The sequence below is a fragment of the Candidatus Eisenbacteria bacterium genome (assembly GCA_016867715.1).
Taxonomy (GTDB): Bacteria; Orphanbacterota; Orphanbacteria; order Orphanbacterales; family Orphanbacteraceae; genus VGIW01.
In genome coordinates, this window is record VGIW01000025.1 from 1 (window position 1) to 22,462 (window position 22,462).

16 protein-coding genes are annotated in these 22,462 nt (G+C 68.2%); 11 read left to right on the plus strand and 5 right to left on the minus strand.

Features of this window, described 5'->3' with window-relative positions:
* The first annotated feature begins 416 nt into the window (after nucleotides 1-416).
* Nucleotides 417-1,577, plus strand: a complete 1,161-nt coding sequence (locus tag FJY73_06475) for an ATP-binding protein (protein MBM3320304.1) — start codon at nucleotides 417-419, stop codon at nucleotides 1,575-1,577.
* 371 nt (nucleotides 1,578-1,948) lie between these two features.
* Here FJY73_06475 and FJY73_06480 read toward each other — a convergent pair whose 3' ends face one another.
* The 5 genes from FJY73_06480 to FJY73_06500 all read right to left on the minus strand — a co-directional run bounded on the left by FJY73_06480 (nucleotide 1,949) and on the right by FJY73_06500 (nucleotide 9,320).
* Entirely contained in the window at nucleotides 1,949-2,224 is a 276-nt protein-coding gene (locus tag FJY73_06480; GenBank protein ID MBM3320305.1) for a helix-turn-helix domain-containing protein, read from the minus strand.
* A gap of 2 nt (nucleotides 2,225-2,226) precedes the next feature.
* A complete protein-coding gene (locus tag FJY73_06485; GenBank protein MBM3320306.1) occupies nucleotides 2,227-2,676 on the minus strand; it encodes a response regulator in 450 nt (149 codons plus the stop codon).
* Nucleotides 2,677-2,731: 55 nt separating this feature from the next.
* A complete protein-coding gene (locus FJY73_06490) occupies nucleotides 2,732-3,337 on the minus strand; it encodes a sigma 54-interacting transcriptional regulator (protein MBM3320307.1) in 606 nt (201 codons plus the stop codon).
* 56 nt (nucleotides 3,338-3,393) lie between these two features.
* Entirely contained in the window at nucleotides 3,394-3,630 is a 237-nt protein-coding gene (locus FJY73_06495; protein MBM3320308.1) for a hypothetical protein, read from the minus strand.
* 581 nt (nucleotides 3,631-4,211) lie between these two features.
* Entirely contained in the window at nucleotides 4,212-9,320 is a 5,109-nt protein-coding gene (locus tag FJY73_06500) for a sigma 54-interacting transcriptional regulator (protein ID MBM3320309.1), read from the minus strand.
* A gap of 200 nt (nucleotides 9,321-9,520) precedes the next feature.
* Here FJY73_06500 and FJY73_06505 point away from each other — a divergent pair, with 200 nt between their 5' ends.
* The 10 genes from FJY73_06505 to FJY73_06550 are packed head-to-tail and all read left to right on the plus strand — an operon-like array spanning nucleotide 9,521 to nucleotide 22,283.
* The gene (locus FJY73_06505; GenBank protein ID MBM3320310.1) at nucleotides 9,521-9,982 is read left to right on the plus strand and encodes an Rrf2 family transcriptional regulator; all 462 of its coding nucleotides are present in this window, start codon (nucleotides 9,521-9,523) and stop codon (nucleotides 9,980-9,982) included.
* A 16-nt stretch (nucleotides 9,983-9,998) separates the two neighbouring features.
* On the plus strand, nucleotides 9,999-11,918 hold the full coding sequence (locus tag FJY73_06510) for an FAD-dependent oxidoreductase (GenBank protein MBM3320311.1): 1,920 nt from the start codon (nucleotides 9,999-10,001) through the stop codon (nucleotides 11,916-11,918).
* Nucleotides 11,915-12,412, plus strand: coding sequence for a ubiquinol-cytochrome c reductase iron-sulfur subunit (locus FJY73_06515; GenBank protein MBM3320312.1), 498 nt, complete (start codon nucleotides 11,915-11,917; stop codon nucleotides 12,410-12,412). Before FJY73_06510 ends, FJY73_06515 begins: the two co-directional genes overlap by 4 nt.
* A gap of 23 nt (nucleotides 12,413-12,435) precedes the next feature.
* Nucleotides 12,436-13,959: a cytochrome b N-terminal domain-containing protein gene (locus tag FJY73_06520; GenBank protein ID MBM3320313.1), complete on the plus strand. Its 1,524-nt coding sequence runs from the start codon at nucleotides 12,436-12,438 to the stop codon at nucleotides 13,957-13,959.
* Nucleotides 13,960-13,961: 2 nt separating this feature from the next.
* Entirely contained in the window at nucleotides 13,962-15,635 is a 1,674-nt protein-coding gene (locus FJY73_06525) for a c-type cytochrome (protein ID MBM3320314.1), read from the plus strand.
* Entirely contained in the window at nucleotides 15,632-19,096 is a 3,465-nt protein-coding gene (locus tag FJY73_06530; protein MBM3320315.1) for a molybdopterin-dependent oxidoreductase, read from the plus strand. The genes FJY73_06525 and FJY73_06530 overlap by 4 nt, the downstream gene beginning before the upstream one ends.
* Entirely contained in the window at nucleotides 19,096-20,223 is a 1,128-nt protein-coding gene (locus tag FJY73_06535; protein MBM3320316.1) for a dehydrogenase, read from the plus strand. The genes FJY73_06530 and FJY73_06535 overlap by 1 nt, the downstream gene beginning before the upstream one ends.
* Before the next feature lie 7 nt (nucleotides 20,224-20,230).
* Nucleotides 20,231-21,097, plus strand: coding sequence for a hypothetical protein (locus FJY73_06540; protein ID MBM3320317.1), 867 nt, complete (start codon nucleotides 20,231-20,233; stop codon nucleotides 21,095-21,097).
* Complete coding sequence (locus FJY73_06545) at nucleotides 21,094-21,690, plus strand: molecular chaperone TorD family protein (protein MBM3320318.1); 597 nt, start codon at nucleotides 21,094-21,096, stop codon at nucleotides 21,688-21,690. Before FJY73_06540 ends, FJY73_06545 begins: the two co-directional genes overlap by 4 nt.
* Nucleotides 21,687-22,283 (plus strand): molybdenum cofactor guanylyltransferase, encoded by a 597-nt coding sequence (locus FJY73_06550; protein MBM3320319.1) that lies wholly within the window; start codon nucleotides 21,687-21,689, stop codon nucleotides 22,281-22,283. The genes FJY73_06545 and FJY73_06550 overlap by 4 nt, the downstream gene beginning before the upstream one ends.
* Nucleotides 22,284-22,462 lie beyond the last annotated feature (179 nt).

The window sequence follows — 22,462 nt, forward strand, 5'->3', positions numbered from 1 at the left end:
CTCCCTTCCTTCGCCGCTTCCTCATCAGGGACCCGTGGCGCGCTTGGATCTTGTCGCGACGGTTACGAGCGACAAGTCCTAGCGCGCCGGGGGGGCCGAGACTACGATTCCGGGAGCGGCTCGTCCACGTCGGCCTCTCGGCCCCTAGCTCCACATCCTCGCGACGAAAACGCGTGCATAGTCCAGGCTAGGAGCCCAGGCCGGCGCCTTCCGATTCCATTAGAATAGAAAGCCGGCGCCCGTATCGCACGGTACCTCGCGGGGAATCCAGGGACGCCCTACTGAGTTCAATGGAAGAGAGTGCCGGGACGCGATGTCGAATTGAGTATGGCGTCCCCGGAACTCCCCCGTTTCCCCGCAATCCCCACCGATTCCTGTTGACATCCCGTCGGATTTCGCCGAAAAATGACGGCGACATGGCATCGAAACTCCAACCGAGGATTCTCAAGCCGCCGAAGGGCTCTTTCTTTCTATTTGGACCGCGGGGGACCGGGAAGAGCACGTGGCTTCGAACCGTCCTTCCTCACGCTCACACCGTGAACTTGCTCGACGAGGGGCTCTACCAGTCGTACCTGGCCGATGTCTCGCTGTTCGCGGCCGAGCTCCGGACCTTGAAGCCGGGATCCTTGGTCGTCGTGGACGAGATCCAGCGGCTCCCGGCGCTGCTCAACGAGGTTCATCGCTTCATCGAAGAGAGGCGGCTCCGGTTCGTGCTCTGCGGATCGTCCGCCCGAAAGCTCAAGCAGAGCGGCACAAACCTCCTCGCCGGCCGAGCGGTTCGGCGCGAAATGCACCCGTTTGTCCCCGAGGAGCTGGGAAAGTCCTTCAACCTCGAAGAGACGCTTCGCTGGGGAGCTTTGCCGGTGATCTGGGCATCCGGAGAGCGTCGCGCGGCGCTCGAGGCCTACGTGCAGCTCTACCTCCGCGAGGAGATTCAAGCCGAGGCGCTCGTTCGCAACCTTCCCGGCTTCGCGCGCTTCCTGCCGATCGCGGCGCTCTTCCACGGTCAAGTGCTGAACGCGGCCGGGCTTGCTCGCGATGCGCAGGTGGCGCGAACGACGGTCCTCGGCTACCTCAGCGTGCTCGAGGACACTCTCCTCGCGTTCACGCTTCCCGCCTACGAGGGTAAGCTCCGCGTTAAAGAAAGAAAACACCCGAAGCTCTATTGGTGCGACCCCGGTCTCGTTCGCGCGGTCAAGCGTCAGTTCCATGCGCCGACGGCCGAGGAGCGCGGGGCCCTGCTCGAAGGATGGGTCGCGGAGGTCCTGCGCGCGTACCGCGACTATCGGGGCCTGTTCGACGAGTGGTTCTACTGGGCGCCGGCGGAAGCGGCGCGGACAGAGGTGGACTTTCTCCTCCGCCTAGGGCGGGAGATGGTCGCGATCGAGGTCAAGGCCGGCCGCAGTTACTCGAAGCAGGCCGCGCGCGGACTAAGCGCGATCTCCGATCTTCGCGGCGTTGTCCGAAGAGTCTTTGTCTACACGGGGGACCGGGTCCTCCGAACCGAGGACGGCATCGACGTCCTTCCCATCCATCGATTCGTGAGAGAGCTCGAGGAGGCGACGCTGTTCCCGTAGCTGCGATCGAAGAGCCCGAGAGACCATGAGCAAGGCAAGAGTGCGATGCACGGCTACTTCGCCAACACCGACTTGGGCTGGTTCCGGTTTCTGCGGACGCGGTCGGATCTGGACGAGGTGAACTTCTGGCAGCCGGGGGGTGGGAGCGGTTTTGGTGCGATCCCGCCGGGGGCGCCGTTTTTATTCAAGCTTAAAAAGCTTCATTACGCGATCGGCGGGTTCGGGTTCTTCGCGCACGCGTCGCGCCTCCCATCCTCGCTCGCGTGGGATGCGTTCGGCGAGAAGGACGGCGCGAGCGACGATCCGTTCGAAGGGCACGATGTCCGTGTTCCTGGCGCGCGCGAAGCTTCTTCCCGAGTCGCCCGGACGAGCTACTCCTCCCTCCTCCCATTCGCCGCCTCTTCCGGGGCGGGTTCGGCGGCGTCCGAGCGGTCGTCGTTCGGGGTCGTCTGTTCTTCGTTCGCTTCCTCGCGAGCCGGGGAGTGGGGCGCTTCGAAGGAGCCGGCGTACTCGCGGAGCCAGCGGCGGTAGGTCGGCTCCGCCACGCCGATCCGGCGGCAGATCTCCTCGACGGTCATCCCCTCCCCTCGAAGCGTTTCTCCCTCGCGGAGCGCGTCCAGAATGAAGTCGATCCAGCGGCGGTCCACGCTTATCGTCCTTTCGGCGCGTGCCGTCGGATCGCCCCGAGCAGCTCCCTCACCCGAATCGGTTTCACGATGAACTCGTTCATGCCCGCGTCCATGCAGCGGGCGCGCATTTCTTCCCCCCCGAGCGCGGTGAGCGCGAGGATCGGCAGGTCGTGGCTCCGGACGTTCGAGCGGGGATTGCGGACGAACCTCGCGAGCGCGATGCCGTCGATCCCCGGCATCTCGATGTCGGTGACGACAAGGTCGAACGGCTCCCGCTCGAGAAGATCGAGAGCGTCTACGCCGCTCGATGCGGTCTCCACGACCGAACGGACGCGCTTCAAGATCTGCCGCACGAGCATCCGAACGACCGGATCGTCATCGACGACGAGAACGCGAAGCCCCTCGAGCGCTTCGTACGATCCGCCGGCACGGACGCCTTCCGCCCTTCCCGTCTTCTTCGGATCATTCATCGCTCGCCGCCTTTCTTCTCGCGCGAGCGGCCGTTCGTTTCGCGGAGGCGGCGCCTCATCGCGCACCTCCCGGCGAGCGACTGACCGCCGCTCGGTCTCCCGCGCCCGAAGCGGACCTCGCCCCGTTCGTCCCGGACGATTCCGGCACGTGAACGTGAAGCGTGGAAAGCCGAAGATAGAGAGGACGGCAGAAGCGGCCGCGAGCGACGAGCGCCGGAAGCGTCTCGCCGCACGCGCTGATGACCCGCCGGATGCGTCCTCCCGGCGGGCCCTCCATGGGCGATTCCAGGAGGTCGAGCAGCGCGACCTGCGTCCACGGCTCGAGGCGTTCGAGCCGGTCGATAAAGAGGATCACCGGCCCTCTTTCGGGGATCCCCCGGAGAGCCTCGATGCCGCCCCGGTTCAGGTCGTCCGCCGGCACGACCCGAAGCGCGGCCCAAGGATGCGCGTCGCGGAAGAGGCGCCGCGCCACCTCGCGGTCCCCCGTGACGAGAACGTTGGCGTTGCTCTCGAGCGCCCGCTGGAGCTCGTCCGGTCCTTCTCGCGACCCGAGCGGCTCGGAAGCACGAGCCCCACGGTCGGGCGGTTGGGAGCGAGGTGCGAGAGATCCCCCGCGCGTCCCGGCCCGGTTTCTGCGCGCACCACGGCCCTTCGTGTTCATGACGACACGATCTCCTTCCTGCTCGTTCCGCCCGAGCTTGCCTTCCGGCGGCGCGGCTACGGGTGCGGCTGGGTCGGATCATCCTCCGCCGGGAACGGGTCGTTCGAGACCCGCGACGAGTCGGCGGAGGAATCGGGGTACGACGGGTTCGCGAAGTAGAGGTCCCCGCCCCCTCCCCCTTCCGCCGGGGCGCTCACCCCCTGGCATTGGGGAAAAAGAACCAGCGCCGCGAGGAGCGCGCACGCGGTTGCGACCGGGAGGATCCGCAAGAGACGCAACGGTTTCCACGACATGGACCCACTCCTTTCCGGCCGGCGCCTCGGGCCGGCTGAGAAGGGTCTAGGCAGGAATCGTGCGCGAGTCCCTTTCCCGCGCCGCGCGCAAATCGTTGAAAAAACGCCGGTTCACCTAGGCGCGGAAAGGGGGGGTTCGAGGGTATCCGGAGAACTCGTACGATCGTACGAATTCGCCCCGAAATGCGGCCAATCGGAGCCTGACATCTTGTCCGCGATTCGTACGATCGTACGACCCCGCAGAATCGAGCAGAGAGAGGGACGGATCGGGACCGGAGCGGTATCCGATACCGGTATCCGATACCGGTATCAGGTACCGGAACAACACCGGAACAACATTTGGCGGTACACGTCGAGCGAAGCACATTGGGTAGTGCGGGGGGGATTGGGGTATCCGATACGGTCGAGGTGCAGGTATCAGGTACGTTTGAGTGGATGCCGAGAAAGCGGGCGGCCCGTATCCAGGCGGTATCAGGTACCGATATCAGGTACCGGAACAACATTTGGCGGTACACGTCGAGCGAAGCACATTGGGTAGTGCGGGGGGGATTGGGGTATCCGATACGGTCGAGGTGCAGGTATCAGGTACGCTTGAGACGGAGCCGGCGGATCTTCTTTCGGACGGTGCTCTCGTGGATGCCGAGGAGGCGGGCCGCCCGCGACCGGTTCCAACCCGATTCCTCGAGCGCCCTGAGGAGCATCTCCTCCTCGATCGAGCGGATCTCTCCGGGGAGGTCCTTCATGTTCTCTTCCGAGCCCTCGAGGGGGGCGGGCCCGCTCGGGAACGCGGCGCGGACCTCCTCGGTCAGATGCGCCGTCTCGATGCGCGGCCCGTCGCAGAAGACCACCGCCCGTTCGATCACGTGGTCGAGCTCCCGCACGTTCCCGGGCCACCCGTAGGCGATGAGAAGGCTCTCTGCCGCGCGGGCGATCGACCGGATCTCCTTCCGGTTCCGGCGCGCGTGGACCGCGAGGAAGGTGCGCGCGAGCGCGGGGATGTCCTCCCGCCGCGCGCGAAGGGGCGGGATCTCGATCGCCACCCCGTTCAACCGATAGAAGAGATCGCTTCGAAACTCCCCCCGCTCCGCGAGAAGGGCGAGGTTCCGATTCGTCGCGGCGAGAATCCGGACGTCCGACCGGATCGTCTCCGTCCCCCCGAGCCTCTCGAACTCCCCTTCCTGAAGCACGCGAAGAAGCTTCACCTGCGAAGCAATCGGCATGTCGCCGATCTCGTCGAGAAGAAGCGTCCCGCGATTCGCCCTCTCGAAGATCCCCGCCTTTCGCTCCCTCGCGTCGGTGAAGGCGCCCGGCTCGTGCCCGAAGAGCTCGTCCTCGACGAGCGTGGGAGCGATCGCCGAGCAGTTGAGACGGAGGAACGGTCGGTCCCGCCGCCGGCTCTCCTGATGGATGAGATGCGCCGCGAGCCCTTTCCCCGCGCCGGTCTCGCCGAGAAGAAGCACGGCGATGTCGCTTCGCGCCGCCGCGCGAAGCTCGCGAAGCGTTCGTTGCATCGCGGGGCTCTCCGCGATGATCTCCGGAACCTCCGCCCTCCGCGCCGCCTCCTCGCGAAGAAGCGCGTTCTCCCGCTCGAGATCCTCCAAGAGCCGCGCGTTCTCGAGCGCGACGCCCGCGAGATCGGCGAGCGCCTGGAGAAACGAGAGATCGCGCGGGGTGAAGACGTTCGCCGAGCGGCAATTGTCGAGATAGACGAGGCCGATCGGCTTCCCCTTCGAGCGGAGCGGCGCGCAGGCGAAGGAAAGGATGTTGTAGGCGGCGACGCTCTCCGCCCCCTCGAAGCGCGGATCGGAGAGCGCGTTCTCCGCGACGAGAGGCTCCTCCGATTCCTCCGCCTTTCGGAAGAGCGTTCGGCTGAAGCGGGTCACGTCGCGAAGATCCTCTCCCTCGATCGACCGGGACGCGCGCGGGACGAGATCCCCGTCGGCGCCGTAGAGGAGGATGAGCCCTCGCTCCCCGCGAAGATGATCGAGCGCCTGGTCGAGAACGTGCTCGAGGACCGCGTCGCTCGCGCGGAGCGAGTTGATGATCCGTGCGATCCGGCAGATCGTGCGGAGGCCCTCCCCTCCCTCGTCGCCGCCCCCTTGAACGAGCCCCCGCGCCTCGCCGAGTGCCGCCGGCGGGGAGACCGCGCGCATGAGATCGTAGAGCGCGGCCGCCTCGTCGGCGTGCGCCTTCGCCTTTCTTCTCTCCCCGCCGCGCGCCTCGAGGGCGGCGAGATAAGCAAGCGCCTCCGCGAGGTCGAGCCGCGCGTCGAGCGCGCGCGCCGAACGGATCGCGTCGCGAAGACAGCTTCGCGCGGTTGCCGGATCCCCGCGGGCCTCCTCGTGCCGGCCGTAAAGAAGATTGAGACGGCAAGCGATCCACGGGCACTCCGTCCGCGCCGAGAGCCGCTCGGCTTTTTGAAGAAGAGCCGCCGGCGATCCCCTCCCTCCCGCGTGCAATCTCGCCTCGGCGGCGAGAAGAATGGTCTCCGCCTCCATCAACCGCTCGCCCCGCTTCGAAAAGAGACGGATCGCGCGCACAAGCCCCTTCTCCGCCTCCGCGGGGCGCCCATCGAGGAACGCGAGACGCGCCTTCGTCCGATCGAGAAGCGCCTCGTACCTTCCCGAGAGCCGCTCGCCGAGAACCGCCTCCGCTTCCCGGAGAGCCTCTTCCGCTTCCTTCGGCTCCTCGCGGGCGATGTGCGTGAGGGCGGCGAGATTGAGCGCGTCGAAGACCGCGTACGGGTTCGATCCGGCGCGCGCAAGCGCGAGGCCCCGGCGGAGAAGCTCGATCGACTGGTCGAGGCGCCCTCTCTCCCGCGCCGTCTGACCGCGCGTGAGGAGCACGCGCACCTTCCCCCCTTCGTCGCCGAAATCTTCATAGATCGAGAAGGCCTCGTCCCACGCGCGGGCCGCTTCCTCGACCCTTCCGAGCCGGAAGAGAACACGCCCGAGATCCTCGAGGACGCGCGCCTCCTCGAGCACCTCTCCCGTCTTGCGGGCGAGAGAGAGCGCGTTCTCGAGAAGAGCGGCCGCCTCGGCGAGCCGACCGGTCCAAAGGCGGACGAGCCCGAGGTTCGCGAACGCTCCGACCGCCTCGGCCGGCGCCGCGCGCTCCAGGATGCGGGCCGCCCGCTCGTAGTGCGCTCCCGCCTCGCGCCACGCGCTCTCGTAGAACGCGACCGCCCCGAGACGCTTGAGCGTTCGACCGTTGAGCGCCGATGTTTTGCTTCGCTTCGTCGATTGATGCGCCCTCCCGAGGTGCGCCCGCGCCGCCTCCGCGTCCCCGCGCGAGAGGGCGAACCAGCCGAGATCGCATCGGATCGCGGCCTCCTCCCCCGCCCCGAAAGGTGCCCCCTCGTCGAGAAGACGGCCGAGCGCCTTCTCCGCCTCCTTCGCGTTCCCTCGGAAGTAGCGGATCCACGCGGCGAGCCTCCGCGCCGTCCGATCGATCCCCCGCCCCTCTTCGTCCTTCGCCGCCGTGCGGCGGAGAAGGCGGAGCGCGGCGAGGGCCGCTCGCGGCCGGCCGTCGCGGTGGCGGAGCGAGGCGAGCGCGAGAAGGATCCGGGCCCGCTCGTTCGGCGCGCGAAGCCCGTCTTTCGAGCGGAGAGCCATCCGGTAGAGGTCGCCCGCCTCGCGCACGAGAGAGAGCTCCTCCATTCCGGCCGCCGCGCGAAGAAGCGCGCGCGCCGCCCCCGCGCGGTTTCCCGCGCGCTCCCAGTGGTGCGCCGCATCGAAATGCGCCGCCGGTCCCGCATCCCCCGCGCTCGTCTCGGCCAGCCTCGCCGCCGCGCGGTGCAAGACGCGCCTCCTCCCCGCGGGGAGAAGAGCCGCGAGCCTCTCGCGCAGGCTCTCCGAGAAGGGGGCGTACGCGTCGCCGGCCGGCGCTTGTTCCCTGCGGACGAGACGCCTCTCGAGGAGCGGCGCGGCGAGCATCGGGAAGTCGTGCGGGCGGATCGAGAGAAGCCGCTCGAAGAAGCGCGCCTCGCGCGGGCCGGCCGGTAGCGCGATCGCCCCCGCGAGTTCACGGGAGCCTACGGAGAGCCCTTCCACCGGGATCCTCCGCGCCCTCTCCGCTTGAACGGCGGAAGGAGCGGGCGGGGACCCGTGCAGGTGGAGCGTCCCCCGCCTCTTGCGGATCGTCCCGCGCGCCGCCCACTCCCGGACGAGCGCCTCCAGCCTGGCCGGGTTCCCCTCGGAGAAGCGGGTCGCCGCCTCGAGAAGATCGGGTGCGATCGCGCCGCCGCCGAATGCTCCCTCGATCCACGCGGCAATCTCTTCGTGTGTGAAGGGATCGGTCCGCTCGATCCGCGCGAGACGCCCAGGCTCGAGCCCCGCGAAGAGAGGGCCCGGCTCGCTCCCCGCTTCCCGCGCGAGGAGATATCGGGCCGGAAGCGCGCGCCCCCTCTCGATGAGGAAGAGAAGGAATCGAGAGGAGATCTCGTCGAGGCGGTCCGCGTCGTCGATCACGACGAGAACCGGCGGCGATCCGTCCCTTGAAAGCCGCCGGAGATCCTCCTCGAAGAGGGCGCGGAGCTTGCGGAAGAGACGCGTTTCCTCTCGGGCTCCCGCGGCGAGTGGGGAGAGTCCCGCGTCCCCTCTTCGCGCCGGCGCGAGCGGGCCGAGCGCGAGGGAGCGCCCGGAAAGAGCTGCGAAGAGCTTCTCCACGCCGGCGAACGGATGCGCCTCTCCTGATTCGGTCCCCGCCGCCGCGACGACCGGGCGACCCTCGATGCGAAGCTCCCCCACCAGGCGCCGGAGAAAGCGCGTCCTTCCCGAACCGGGATCGCCTGCGATCACGAGAGAAGGCCGCTCGTCCTCCGCGAGCCACGCGCGGACGCGCGCTTCCAGATCCTTCCTTCGCACGTTCGGCGCCACAGGGGCGAGCGCGGCGGTCTTTCGCTTCCGCCCGAGGCCGGCCTCCGCGAGAAACTCCTCGATCGAGGAAGGACGATCCGACGGCTCCTTTTCCAGAAGCCGAGCGATCGCTTTCCACAGAAGGTCGGGGAAGGGAGAGGCGGCGGGGAGAAGACGCCGCGCGTCGGTTGTGAGGTGCGCGCGTGCGAGATCGGCGGCGCTCCCCTCGAAGAGCGGGCGCCCCGCGAGGATCTCGTAGAGGGTTGCGCCAAGCGCATAGAGGTCCGCCCGGTGATCCGGATCGTCCCCGCGGATCGCCTCCGGCGCCAGATACGCGGGCGTTCCGACGAGAATCCCGAACGTCCCCTCGCGGCGGAACGCGAGCGGGAGGAGATCGGTCCAGCAAAGATCGAGGATCTCTTCTCCGTCCGCTCGAAAGAGGAGGTTCCCCGGCTTGATGTCGCCGTGAACCTGCCCCCGCTCGTGAAGGAACGCGATCGGCTCGGCGAGACGCTTCACGAACGGCGCCGTGCGCACGTTCGGCGCGCGGAGCATCCACCGGCGCGGATCGGTCCCCTCGACGAAGGGAGAGACCGCGTAGAGCGAACCGTCGGCGATCCGCCCCGATTCGAGGATCGGCGCGATCCCCCGGTGGGCAAGATCCGTTCGAAGGCGGACATCGTCGAGGAAGAGGTTGCGGATCCGCTCGGGAGTTTCCGGCGCGACGGTCTTCACGACGACGGTCGCGCCGCCCTGCGCCGCGCGCGCGACGGCGACCCGCGTGCCGCCTTTCTCCTTGAGCACGCGCTCTTCTTCGTATCCGCGAGGGAGCATGGGGTTGTCCTGCCGGCGGAAGACGAGAAAAGCCCGCCCGCCCTTCTTACTTCGATGTGGATCGTACCACAAGGACGTGCATCTCGTCATCGGATCGCGGTTCGCGCGCCGGGTCCGAGCGACCCGGACGGGTTTCGCCGCGAGAACGCCCTTGACAAACCGGACCCTCCCATGCTGATATATGGATCCGGAGGTCCGGAATGCTCAGCCAAACGTCCCAGCACGCGATACGAGCGCTCGTCCATCTCGCACGCGAGGGGAGAGAGCGGCCGCTTCTTCTTCGCGATCTCGCCGAGCGCGCGCAGGTCCCCCCGAGCTACCTCTCGAAGATCCTCGCCACGCTGACCCGCGCGGGGATCCTGGAGGCGACGCGGGGGCTTCACGGGGGCTACCGGATGCGCCGTTCTCCGAGCCGCATTACCGTCCGCCGGCTCGCGGAGCTCTTCGAGGGGAACCTCTCCCACGAGACGTGCCTCCTCGGCCTTCCGCATCCGTGCCGGGACTGTGCCGACTGCCCCGTGCACAAGGATTGGGAGCCGCTCCGCGCCGCATGCCTCGCGTTTCTCGATCGAACGACCCTCGCCCGCCTGGCCGAAGCGGTCCCGGAAAGCCCGAGAACCGTGAGGTGCTCGGGCGCGGCGAAGAGGAACACGCGCGAATGAAGAGGAGAACATAAGCTTGATCGCGTCTCCCCGTCTCGCGGTCTCGGTCCCGGATGAGGGCTACCACCGCCGCCTGATCTCCTGCCAGCAGGCATGCCCGGTCCGCACCGACGCGCGCGGCTACGTCCGAGCGATCGCGCGCGGCGACTTCGAGGAGGCGTACCTCATCGCGCGGGGGCCGAACCCCTTCGCGTCGATCTGCGGAAGGATCTGCGGAGCGCCGTGCGAGGCGGCCTGCCGGCGAGGGACGATCCCTCGCCTCGGCCCGGACAGCGAGTTCCTCGGGGACGACCGCCCGATCGCGATCCGCGCGCTGAAGCGCTTCGCGTGCGAGAGAGCCGGGATCGATGTCCGCCCCTCCGACGCGGTGTGGGAGCCGCTCCGAAACTTCGTACCCAAAGTATCGGCCGGACCGGAGGAGGTCGCCGGCCTTCTTCGCGCCTCCCTCTCGCGGGAGATCGAGCCGGCCTCCGGGGAGAAGGTCGCGATCGTCGGCGCCGGCCCGGCCGGCCTCTCCGCCGCGCACGACCTCGCCCTTCTCGGGTTTCGCCCGGTCGTCTACGAGAGGGAGCCGGTTCCGGCCGGGATGCTCTTCGTCGGCGTCCCCGAGTACCGGCTTCCGCGCGAGCTGATCCGCCGCGAGGTGGCGATGATCGAGGCGATCGGCGTGGAGATCCGAACGGGCACCGGCGTCGGCGATGACGTCTCCTTTCGCGCGCTCCGCGCGGAGCACGCCGCGGTCCTCCTCGCGGTCGGCGCGAAACGGTCGCGTGCGCTCGGCCTTCCCGGCGAGGGGGGTCCCGGCGTCTTCGGAGGGGTCGATCTCCTTCGCGCGGCCGCGCTCGGCGAGCCCTTCCCGATCAGGCGCGAGGTCGTCGTGATCGGCGGGGGGAACGTCGCCTACGACGTCGCGCGCACGGTCCTCCGCCAGGCGGCCTTCGATGCCGCGCGCACCGCGATGCGCCTTCCCGGGCAGCGACGCGTCCGCCTCGTCTCGCTCGAGACCCTCGAGGAGATGCCGGCCGACACGGTCGAGATCCGCGAGGGGGATGAAGAGGGGATCGAGCGGATGAACGGATGGGGTCCGGTCTCGATCGAGCGCGAGGGGGCGGACGTCCGCGCGGTCGTCTTTCGCCGGTGCGTCCGCGTCTACGACGACGAGCGCCGCTTCGCCCCGGTCTTCGACGACGCGGAGAGGATCACCGTCCCGTGCGACACGGTCCTTCTCGCCGTCGGTCAGGCAACCGATCTTTCGTTTCTCGCGGACGGCGGCGGGGACGTCGAGGAGGCGCTCCCCGGATGGCCGAAGGTCGATCCCGAAACGCTCGCGACGACCGCGCCCGGCGTCTTCGTCGCCGGGGATCTCGCGCACGGCACGCGGCTTCTCATCGACGCGGTCGCCTCCGGCAAGAAAGCGGCTCGCTCGATCTACCGGCACATCACCGGCCGCGCGATCGATCACGAGATCGTCGAGACGCATCTCGTGCTCGACCGCTATCGCCGCGAGTCCGGCTACGAGGCGATCCGCCGGGTGGAGATCCCCGCGGCGGAGCCCGAGGAGAGGCTGCGCGATCCGCGCGCGCCCGTCGAGATCGGCTACGACCGCCCCCTCGCGGAGCGGGAGGCTTCTCGCTGCCTCGACTGCGGCGTCACCCCGGTCTTCGACGGAACGCGCTGCGTTCTCTGCGGCGGGTGCGTCGATGTCTGTCCGACCCTCTGCCTCAAGCTGGTTTCGCTGGGCTCGATCGAGCCGACGCCGGATCTCGCGGCCGCGATCGCCGGCACGCTCGGGCCCGGCGCCGAGACATCCCGACACTCCGCGATCTTGAAGGATGAAGAGCGTTGCATCCGGTGCGCGCACTGCGCGATGCGCTGCCCGGTCGACGCGATCACGATGGAGCGCGCGGCCTTCGAGGCCCGGTGGAGGTGCGCATGATCACGAATCCGAAGGACTCGGCCGCCGCGCGCTCGCGGCTCGATCCCGAACCGATCCCGCGCCGAGACTTCCTCGGCCTCGCCGCCGTGTGGGCGGCCGCGACGGCGGCGCTCTTCGCCCTCGGCGGCATCCTCCGCCTCCCGAAGGCGGCGGTCCTCCCCTCGCCGTCGAAGAAATTCCGCGTCGTCCTTCCCGAAACGCTCCCCGAGGGGGAGGCGTTTCTTCCTCCCCGCCGCTCGGTCGCGCTCTTCCGCGACGCGGAAGGGGTCTTTGCGGTCTCAACGATCTGCACGCACCTCGGGTGCATCGTGAAGGCGGAGGCGGACGGCTTCCACTGCCCCTGCCACGGATCCGCCTTCGCGAAGGACGGCGCCGTCCTCCGCGGGCCCGCGCCGAAGGCGCTTCCGTGGCTCGCGGTGACGCGCGAGGGGAGCGGGATCTACGTCGTGGACGAGGGGAAGACGGTCCCGCTGGGAACGAGGGCCGAGGCATGAGCGCAGACGAGCGCGCGCACGGGATGAATCGTTTCCTCGAGAACCTGCGCGCGGCTCCGCGTCTCTTCCGGGAGACCGTCTTCCGCTCCGGCCGTCCGGAAACCGACCGGGCGCGCTCTTCCTTCGTCTTCGGAAGCGTCTTCCTTCATCTTCATTCGGTGCGCGTTCACCGGTGGAGTCTTCGCTGGACCACGACCCTCGGCCTCGGCATCGTCACGCTCTCCGCGTTCGTCATCGCCTCGATCACAGGCGTTCTTCTCATGTTCTATTACAAGCCGTACCCGGATGTCGCGTACGAGACGATCAAGGACATCCACTTCGTCGTTCCGACCGGACGGTTTATCCGGAACATCCATCGGTGGTCGGCGCACGTGATGGTCGTCTCGGTCCTTCTCCACATGGCGCGCGTCTTCTACACCGCGGCCTACCGCGCCCCGCGCGAGTTCAACTGGGTGATCGGAATGCTCCTCCTCGCGACCACCCTCGGGCTCTCCTTCACCGGCTATCTCCTCCCGTGGGATCAGCTCGCGTATTGGGCGATCACGATCGGCGCGAACATCGCCTCCTCGCCGCGCGAGATCACCGATGCGCTCGGGATCACGCGCTTCTTCGATCCGGGGGGGCTGCAAAAGCTCCTTCTCCTCGGCTCCGAGGAGGTCGGCGCGGAATCGCTGATCCGTTTCTACCTGCTTCACGTGATGGTGCTTCCCATCGTTCTTCTTGCGCTTCTGTCGGTCCACTTCTGGCGCATCCGCAAGGACGGCGGCCTTGCGCGCCCGGACGACGCCGACACCAAGCTCGGTCCGCCCGATCGATCGACCTATCCGGTCTTCACGGAGGCGCCGGAGAAGACGTATCACCTCGCGGCGATCGTGCGCGGGAAGAGCCCGCACGTCGGGCGGGGCCCCGAGAAGACGCTCCCCTCGATGCCGCATCTTTTCACTGCTGAAGTAGGTGTGCTTCTTCTCACGGCAGCGCTCTGTATCCTCCTTGCGATCGTCGCCGACGCGCCGCTCAAGGAGCTCGCGAACCCGGCGGTGCCGGAGAACCCGGCCAAGGCGCCGTGGTACTTCCTCGGTCTTCAGGAGCTCGTGTCGCACTCGGCGTTCATGGGCGGGATCGGGATCCCGATGATCGTGATCCTCGGGCTCTCGCTGATTCCGTATCTCGACCGGGAGACGGCGGGGACCGGCGTCTGGTTCGGCGGACCGGGCGGGGCGGGGCTCGCCGGCTTCTCCGCGCTCTTCGCACTCGCGGCGACGATCGGAATCGAAGCGCTCGTGATTCGCTTCGGGTGGCTTCGCCAATGGTGGCCCGAATGCCCGCAGCTTCTCATCACGCTCGTGAACCCGGGGACGATCCTCACGGTCGTCTACGCGCTCTACTCGATCGGACTCGTGCGGCGCTACGACAGCACGCGGGCCGGAGCGCTCGGCCTCTTCACGTGCTTCGCGATCGGGTTCATCGTTCTGACCGTGATCGGGGTCCACTTCCGCGGGCCGAACTGGGACTTCTACTGGTCCCCGTCCGACTGGCCGAGGCACTAGCGATGCGCGCGAACAAGATCCTTCTTCTCGCGGCGTCTCTCGCAACCCTCGCGTTCCTCGTCTGGGCCGCCGCGGAAGAGAACCTCCTCCGCGATTGGCGAGAGCATCAGAAGCGCTATCGTTCGATGCTCCCCGAGGACGCGCGGGGAGAGTTCAGGGTCCAGCTCCGGCAGATCGTCGTTCCCGCGCTCCGAACGACCGACCGATGCGTCACCTGCCACGTCGGGATGGCGCCCGGCGAGCCGGGGATCGCGGGGGACCCGCTCTTCGCGCCGCATCCGGACGTCGTGCACGACCCGGCCGAGTACGGGTGCGTCGTCTGTCACGGCGGACAAGGTCTCGCGACGGAAGAGGCGGACGCGCACGGAACCGCGCCGCATTGGCCCGCGCCGATGATCCCGCGCCGCTACGCGCACGCCGGATGCGGGAGCTGCCATACGCATCTCGCGGTCCCGAGCATCGATCGTTTCGAGCGCGGGAAGCGGCTCTTCGAGCGGCTCGACTGCCTCGCCTGCCACGCGATGGACGGCCGCGGGGGGACGATCCGTCCGGGTGGGGCGGCGGGGATCGCCGCGCCCGATCTCTCCCGGGCCGACGCGTCCGGAACCGACGAATCTTGGTACCTCAAGCACCTCGCGGCCCACGAGGAAGCCGCGGACGGTCCGTGGCGCGCCTCCTTCGGGCCGATCGCCGAAGAGGATCGCGAGGCGATCGAGACGTACCTCGCCTCGCGCGTCAGCGCGCCGGGTCTCGTCGAGGCGAAGGCGCTCTTTCACTCGCTCGGATGCCGCGGTTGCCACAAGGTCGGCGGCGTCGGGGGGGACGACGGCCCCGACCTCACGCAGGCGGGAGAGCGCGACCCGGGGCAGACCGACTTCTCTGCGGTCGAAGGCGCGCGCGACCTCGCGGCCTGGTTCGCGGAGCACTTGCGCGCCCCCGCCTCGGTCGTTCCGGAATCGCAGATGCCGGCGCTCGGTCTTTCGGAGGAAGAGATCGATCGCCTCGTCTTCTTCACCTTCTCCCTTCGCCGGAGCCCTTTCCCGGAAGCGTACTGGCCGATCGATCGGATCCGCGCGGAGCGCTTCGGCGAGCGCGAGTTCGCCGGCGACGGCGCGACGCTCTACGGGACCTTCTGCGCCGCCTGTCACGGAGATCGAGGCCAGGGGATGCGCTACGCCGGGATGCTTCCCTTCCCCGCGATCGCGAACGAAGATTTCCTTTCGATCGCAAGCGACTCATTGATTCGTCAAACGATCCGGCGCGGGCGCGCCGGGCGGCGGATGCCGGCCTGGGGAGACGCCGAAGGGGGGCTTCGCCCGGTCGAGATTGAGCGGATCGTCCGGCACCTCCGCGATCTCGGGGGAGTCGAGGCGCCGGAGGAGACGGGGCCCGCGCGCTGGGCGAAGGGGGACGCGGCGGAAGGAGCGCGCCTCTACTCCGCTTCGTGCGCCGGCTGCCACGGCGGAACCGGCGCCGGCGCCGAGGGGCCTTCCCTCGCCGACCCGGTCCTTCTCGGATCTGCGACTGACACGTACCTCGCGGAGACGATCGCGCGCGGAAGACGCGGGACAACGATGGAGGCGTTCGCGCGTCCCTCGACCACGCGCCCCGCCTACTCGCGAGAAGAAATCGAATCGATCGTGACGTTTCTACGAACTTGGGAGAAGAGATCATGACGGCGAATCGAGACATCACGCGGAGACGTTTCTTGCAGGCGAGCGCCGCGGCCGGGCTCGGCGCCTTCGTCGCGTCCGCCACGCGCGCATGGGGCTTGGACGCGATCGACAATCCCCTCGCCCATTATCCGGACCGCGGGTGGGAGGAAGCCTATCGCGATCTCTGGCGGTACGACTCGACCTTCACGTTTCTATGCGCGCCGAACGACACGCACAATTGTCTTCTCAACGCGTACGTCCGCTCCGGGGTCGTCGTACGAATCGGCCCGACGATGAAGTACGGCCTCGCGCGCGATCTCGACGGGAACGGATCCTCGCACCGGTGGGATCCGCGCGTTTGCCAGAAGGGTCTCGCCCTCACGCGCCGCTTCTACGGCGACCGCCGCCTTCGCCACCCGATGGTGCGCGCTGGTTTTCGCCGGTGGGTCGAGGCCGGCTTCCCGCGCGGCGCCGACGGCCGCCCGCCGACCGAATACATGAACCGCGGGCGAGACAAATGGGAACGGACGACGCACGCGGAGGCGGCCGCCCTCGCCGCCGCAGCGCTCGCGAACATCGCCGAAACATATTCGGGCGAGCGCGGAGTGGAGCGTCTCCGCGCGCAGCGTTATGAGGAAGAGATGATCGCCGCGACGAAGGGGGCCGGAACGCAGACGCTCAAGTTCCGAGGCGGGATGCCCCTTCTCGGAATCACGCGCGTCTTCGGCCTGTACCGCTTCGCGAACTCGATGGCCCTGCTCGACGCGAAGATCCGCGGCGTCTCACCCGACCAGGCGCTCGGGGGGCGCGGTTTCGACAACTACTCGTGGCACACCGACCTTCCGCCCGGACACCCGATGGTGACCGGACAGCAGACGGTCGAGTTCGATCTCTCCGCGGTGGAGCATGCGCGCATGGTCGTCGTGTGGGGGATGAATTGGGTCACAACGAAAATGCCGGACGCGCACTGGCTCACCGAAGCGCGTCTCCAGGGGACGAAGGTCGTCGTGATCGCGTGCGAGTACTCCTCGACCAGCTCGAAAGCGGACGAGGCGATCGTCGTCCGCCCCGGAACGACGCCCGCGCTCGCGCTCGGCCTCGCCCACGTCGTCCTTCGCGACAAGATCTACGACGCCGACTACGTCCGTCGATGGACCGATCTTCCGATTCTCGTTCGAACGGACACGCTCAAGTACCTCCGCGCCGCCGATGTGTTCGGCGGCTCCCCCGCGGATCTCGGCAACCAGACGCGCGTGCTCGGAGCGAACGAGAAGGCGCCAGCCCCCGGCGCGCAGCGCGACATGCTGATCCCCGAGGCGATGCGGAAGGAGTGGGGCGACTTCGTCTGGTGGGACACGCGCGCGGGCGCTCCTCGAGCTCTCACGCGCGACGAGGTCGGCCGGCTCTCGGGAGTCGGCGAGCCGCTTCTCGAGGGGTCGGTCGACGTTCGGCTCACGAACGGATCGACCGTTCGATGCCGGAGCGTCTTCGATCTCGTCCGCGAGTACGCCGCCCACTTCGATCCGAAGACGGTCGAGGAGATGACGTGGGCACCGGCCGCATCGGTCGAACGGCTCGCGGGCGAGATCGCCGCGCATCGGGGCGAGACCCTCTTCGCGGTCGGGATGGGGCCGAACCAGTTCTTCAACAACGACAACAAGGATCGCGCGCAGTTCCTGCTCGCCGCGCTTACCGCAAACGTCGGGCGGATCGCGGGGAACATCGGATCGTACGCGGGGGACTACCGGGTCGCCCTCTTCAACGGAGCCGGGCAGTACATCAACGAGAACCCATTCGATCTCGAGCTCGATCCGGAGAAGCCCGCGCGCGTGAAGCAATACTGGAAACCGGAGTCGGCGCACTACTACAACCACGAGGATCACCCCCTCCGCGTCGGAAAGAGACTCCTCACGGGATCGACTCACATGCCGGCCCCGACGAAGTCGCTCTGGTTCGCGAACTCGAACTCGATCCTCGGGAACGTGAAGTGGCATTACAACACGGTCGTCCACGTTCTCCCGAAGATCGAGATGATCGCAGTGAACGAATGGTGGTGGTCCACTTCGTGCGAGTGGGCAGACATCGTCTTCGCCGTCGACTCGTGGGCGGAGCTGAAGCACCCGGACATAACCGCCTCGGTCACGAACCCGTTTCTCAACGTCTTCCCGCGGACCCCTCTCGCGCGCCTCTTCGACACGATCGGCGACATCGAGGTGTACGCCCTCGTCGGCGAGAAGCTCGCCGAGAGGACCGGCGACCGTCGCTTCGCGGACTCTTGGAAGTTCGTGCGCGAGATGCGCGCCGACGCGTACCTCCAGAGAGTTCTCGACCACTCGTCGAACACGAAGGGATACCGGATCGCGGATCTCGAAGCGAAGGCGAAGGACGGAATCCCCGCCCTTATGATGAACCGGACTTATCCGAAGGCGGTCGGGTACGAGCAGACCGCCGACTCCCGCCCCTGGTTCACGAAGACCGGGCGCCTCGAGTTCTACCGCGAGGAAGACGAGTTCATCGAGGCGGGCGAGAACCTCCCGGTCCACCGCGAGCCGATCGACTCGACCTTCTACGAGCCGAACGTGATCGTCGGGCCGGAGCACGAGGCGTTCCGCCACGCGGGTCCGGGCGACTACGGCGTCGAGGAGAGCGATCTCTCCTGCGAGGTGCGGCAGGGGAGAAACGTGCGAAGAACCTGGGCCGAAACGAAAGCGACCGCGCACCCGCTCGCGAAGGATGGTTATCGGTTCATCTTTCACACTCCGAAGTACCGTCACGGCGCCCACACGACGCCGATCGACACGGACATCGTCTCGATCCTGTTCGGGCCCTTCGGCGACATCTACCGGCACGACAAGCGCGCCCCGTGGGTGTCGGAGGGATACGTCGACATTCATCCGGACGACGCCCGGGCGCTTCGGATCGAGGACGGCGACTACGTCTGGATCGATTCCGATCCGTCCGACCGCCCGTTCCGCGGCTGGCAGAAGAACGCGGCCGACTACAAGTTCGCGCGCCTTTTCTGCCGCGCGCGGTACTACCCGGGGACGCCGCGCGGCGTGACCCGCATGTGGTTCAACATGTACGGCGCGACGCCCGGTTCGGTCGAGGGACAGGAGACGCGCGCGGACGGCCTCGCGCGGAACCCGCGCACGAACTACCAGGCGATGTTCCGCTCCGGCTCGCACCAGTCGGCGACGCGGGGATGGTTGAAGCCGACCTTGATGACCGACTCGCTCGTGCGGAAGGGGCTCTTCGGCCAGGAGATCGGAAAGGGCTTCCTCCCCGACGTCCACTGCCCCACGGGGGCGCCGCGCGAGGCGATCGTTCGGATCGAGCGCGCGGAGCCCGGGGGGATCGGCGGCGCGGGGCTCTGGCGGCCGGCGGCGGAGGGGCTCCGGCCCCGATATGAAACCGAAGGGATGAAACGCTATCTCGCGGGCGCCTTCGCGGAGCGAGCGGAGCGGAAGGGAGGGAGAGAGTAATGGCGCGCGTTCGGAATTGGCAGATCGGGAGGGAGATGTCCTACTGGTATCCCGAGTCGCGCCCGAAGAAGCAGTTCGCGGCTGTTTTCGACATCAACAAATGCATCGCGTGCCAGACGTGCACGCTCGCCTGCAAGACGACCTGGACCTCGGGGAAGGGCCAGGAGTACATGCTCTGGAACAACGTCGAGTCGAAGCCGTACGGGTTCTATCCGCTCGCCTGGGACGTCCGGCTTCTCGAGGCGCTCGGCCGGCAAACGTGGGAAGGTCGGACGTACGCCGGGCGCACGATCTTCGAGGCAGCGCCGGCGGGGGAACGGGCGCTCGGATGGAGGCCGGACGATCTCGACTACGCGAGCCCCAACGTCGGCGAGGACGATTGCGCGGGGATGATCGAGAACGGCGCCGATCTCTCCGTTCCGCACGCGGCGTGGTTCTACTACCTCGCGCGCATCTGCAACCACTGCACCTACCCCGCATGTCTCGCCTCCTGCCCGCGCGGATCGATCTACAAACGCCCCGAGGACGGGATCGTGCTCGTTGATCAAAGCCGATGCCGCGGATACCGGGAGTGCGTGAAGGCGTGCCCGTACAAGAAGGTCTTCTACAATCCGATGACGGGAACCTCGGAAAAGTGCATCGCGTGCTTTCCGAAGATCGAGACCGGGGAGCAGCCGCAGTGCTTCGTGAGCTGCATCGGAAAGATCCGGATGGCCGGATGGATCTCGGCCCCCGAGGCCGCGCGCGAGGAGAATCCGATCGACTATCTCGTTCATATGCGAAGAATCGCGCTCCCGCTCTTTCCGCAACTCGGGCTCGAATCGAACGTGTACTACATCCCGCCGGTACACGTGCCTCTTCCGTTCCTCGAGCAGATGTTCGGACCCGGCGCGGGAGCGGCGGTCGAAACCTACCGCGCCGCGGCGAGCGATTCCGACCTCGCCGGGCTTCTCTGTCTCTTCGGCTCGAGCCCGCGAGTGATGCCGAGATGGAAACGGTCGGGGAGCTTCGTGCTCGGGCTCGACGAAGACGGGCGCGAGATCGTCCGCGTGCCGCTCCGCGAGCCGGTTCACGTGCGGGCCGCCTTCGACGCAGCGCGCGGCGTCGCGCGCACGAACGTGCCGTAGGAGGAGGATGATGCGGAAAATATTGAAGTATGGAGCCGCCGTTGCTCTCCCGGGGCTTCTTCTCTTCTCCTGCGGAGAGCGCGACGCCGCGCCGACGAGCGAGGTCGTCGCGGCGCGCGTTTCTCATGTCACAGAAGACCCGACGGACGCGGCGTGGAAGAACGTCCCCGCCTTTCGCGCCGACTTGATCCTCCAGGATCTCGTCGAGCCGCGGCTTCTCGTTCCGTCGACGGCGAGCGTGGAGGTCCGCGCGATGACCGACGGAAGCTGGATCGCGTTTCGTCTCGCGTGGAGCGACTCGACGGCCGACGATCTTCCGGGATCCGCGCGCTTTTCGGACGCGTGCGCGGTGCAGTTCCCGGCAGCGACGGGGCCCGATCTTCCCGCGCCGCAGATGGGCGAGGCGGACCGCGCGGTCGAGATCGCGTACTGGCGCGCCTCGTGGCAGGCGAGCGTGAACGGACGACCGGACGAGATCCGATCCCTCTACCCGAACGCGCATCCGGATCACTATCCGTTCGAAGCGACGTCACTCGCGCCCGGGTCGGAGGTTGCGAGAGAAGCCGAGCTTCGCTACGCGCCCGCGCGCGCGCTCGAGAACCCGATGGAGGGGCCCCGGGAGCGCGCCGTCGAGGACCTCGTCGCGGATGGGCCCGGCACTCTTCGGAGCGCGGCGGAGAAACGAGCGACCGGCTCCGGAGTGCGCACGGAGATCGGATGGGCGGTCGTGATCGCGCGACCGGCGCCCGCCGGGTTCGCCGATCGAGGACGCGGCACGATCGCCTTCGCGGTATGGGACGGAGCGAGAGACGAGACCGGATCGCGGAAGATGCGCACCGGTTGGGTTTCGCTCGTGCTTCGGGAGACGCCGTGAACGGGACGCATGATTCGAAACGCGCCCTCCTCAACGCGGCCGCCTGGCGCCTCGCGTCGGCTCTCTTCGAGCGACCGAAGCGAGGTTGGAGCGAGGAAATCGCATCGCTCGCGGGGGAGATCGACGACCCCGATCTTCGACGAGCGGCGCGCGAAGCGGAGGGAGCGACCGAGGGTCTCTACCTCGCGCTCCTCGGACCGGGCGGTCCGGTCTCGCCGCGAGAGATCGCCTATCGGCCGCTTGAGGACCCGGCGTGTGTTCTCGCGGATCTCACCGCCGCGTACGAAGCGTTCGCGTACAAGCCGGCGGCGGAGGATCCGATCGATCACATCGCGGTGGAGGCCGGGTTCGCCGGTTACTTAACTCTAAAAGCATCGTACGCCCGCGCGCTCTCCGACGAGGAAGCGGCTTCCGTGACGGAAGAAGCGCTCGCGGGATTCCTGCGGGAGCATCTCGATCCCTTCGCGCGCTCCCTCGCCGAGCGCCTCGCCGGGAGCGGAACGTATCTCGAGAAGGCCGCGCGGGCGCTCGCCGCGCGCGCCGCGCGGGAGCGTCCCGTGGCGCCGGACGCCGAGAGGAGTCCCCGCCCTTGAGCGAACCCGCGAACGCGCACCTCGAGTCGAGACCGATCCTCGGGGGCATTCTGATCGGCGGGCGAAGCGTCCGCATGGGCCGCCCGAAGCATCTCTTTCGATGGAACGGGCGCTCGTTCCTCGAGCACGTCGTCGAGGCAATGAGGCCGCACGCGCAGGAGATCGTTCTCCTCGGCGAGGGGGAGATCCCTCCCGAGTGCGCGGGGCTCGCGCGTCTTTCGGATGCGGCCGGCGCCGAGGGTCCGATCGCGGGGATCCTCTCCGCGCTCCGCTCGAACCCCGAGGCCGCGTGGGTGATCGCTCCTTGCGATCTCCCTCTCCTCACCGCGCGCGCGGTCGGATGGCTCCTCGAAGAGAGAAGCCCCGAACGATGGGTGGTTCTTCCCGTGAACGCGGCCGGACGGGCCGAACCGCTCGCGGCGGTCTACGAACCGGAGGCGGCGGCGCTCGTCGAGCGCGCGATCCGCTCCGGACGCTCGGCGCCGCGCGTGCTCGCCGAGGATCGGCGCGTGCACACGCCCCTCATCCCCCCCAAGCTCGCGCGCGCGTTCCGCGACATCGACACGCCCGAGGATCTCGCCGCGCTCGGGTGAGCCGCGCCCATTCGGGTCGGGGAATTCCTTCCTCCATCAAGAATCTCTCTCATCCGAACGGCGCCTCGGGCGGAGGTCCGTTCGGGGGGAAACGGAACAGGTTCGAAGGGGCTTTCTTCGGCGGATCCCCGCGAAGAAATCGCCGGCCTTGGTCGTCCTCTTCCCCCTGCAGGGTTCCT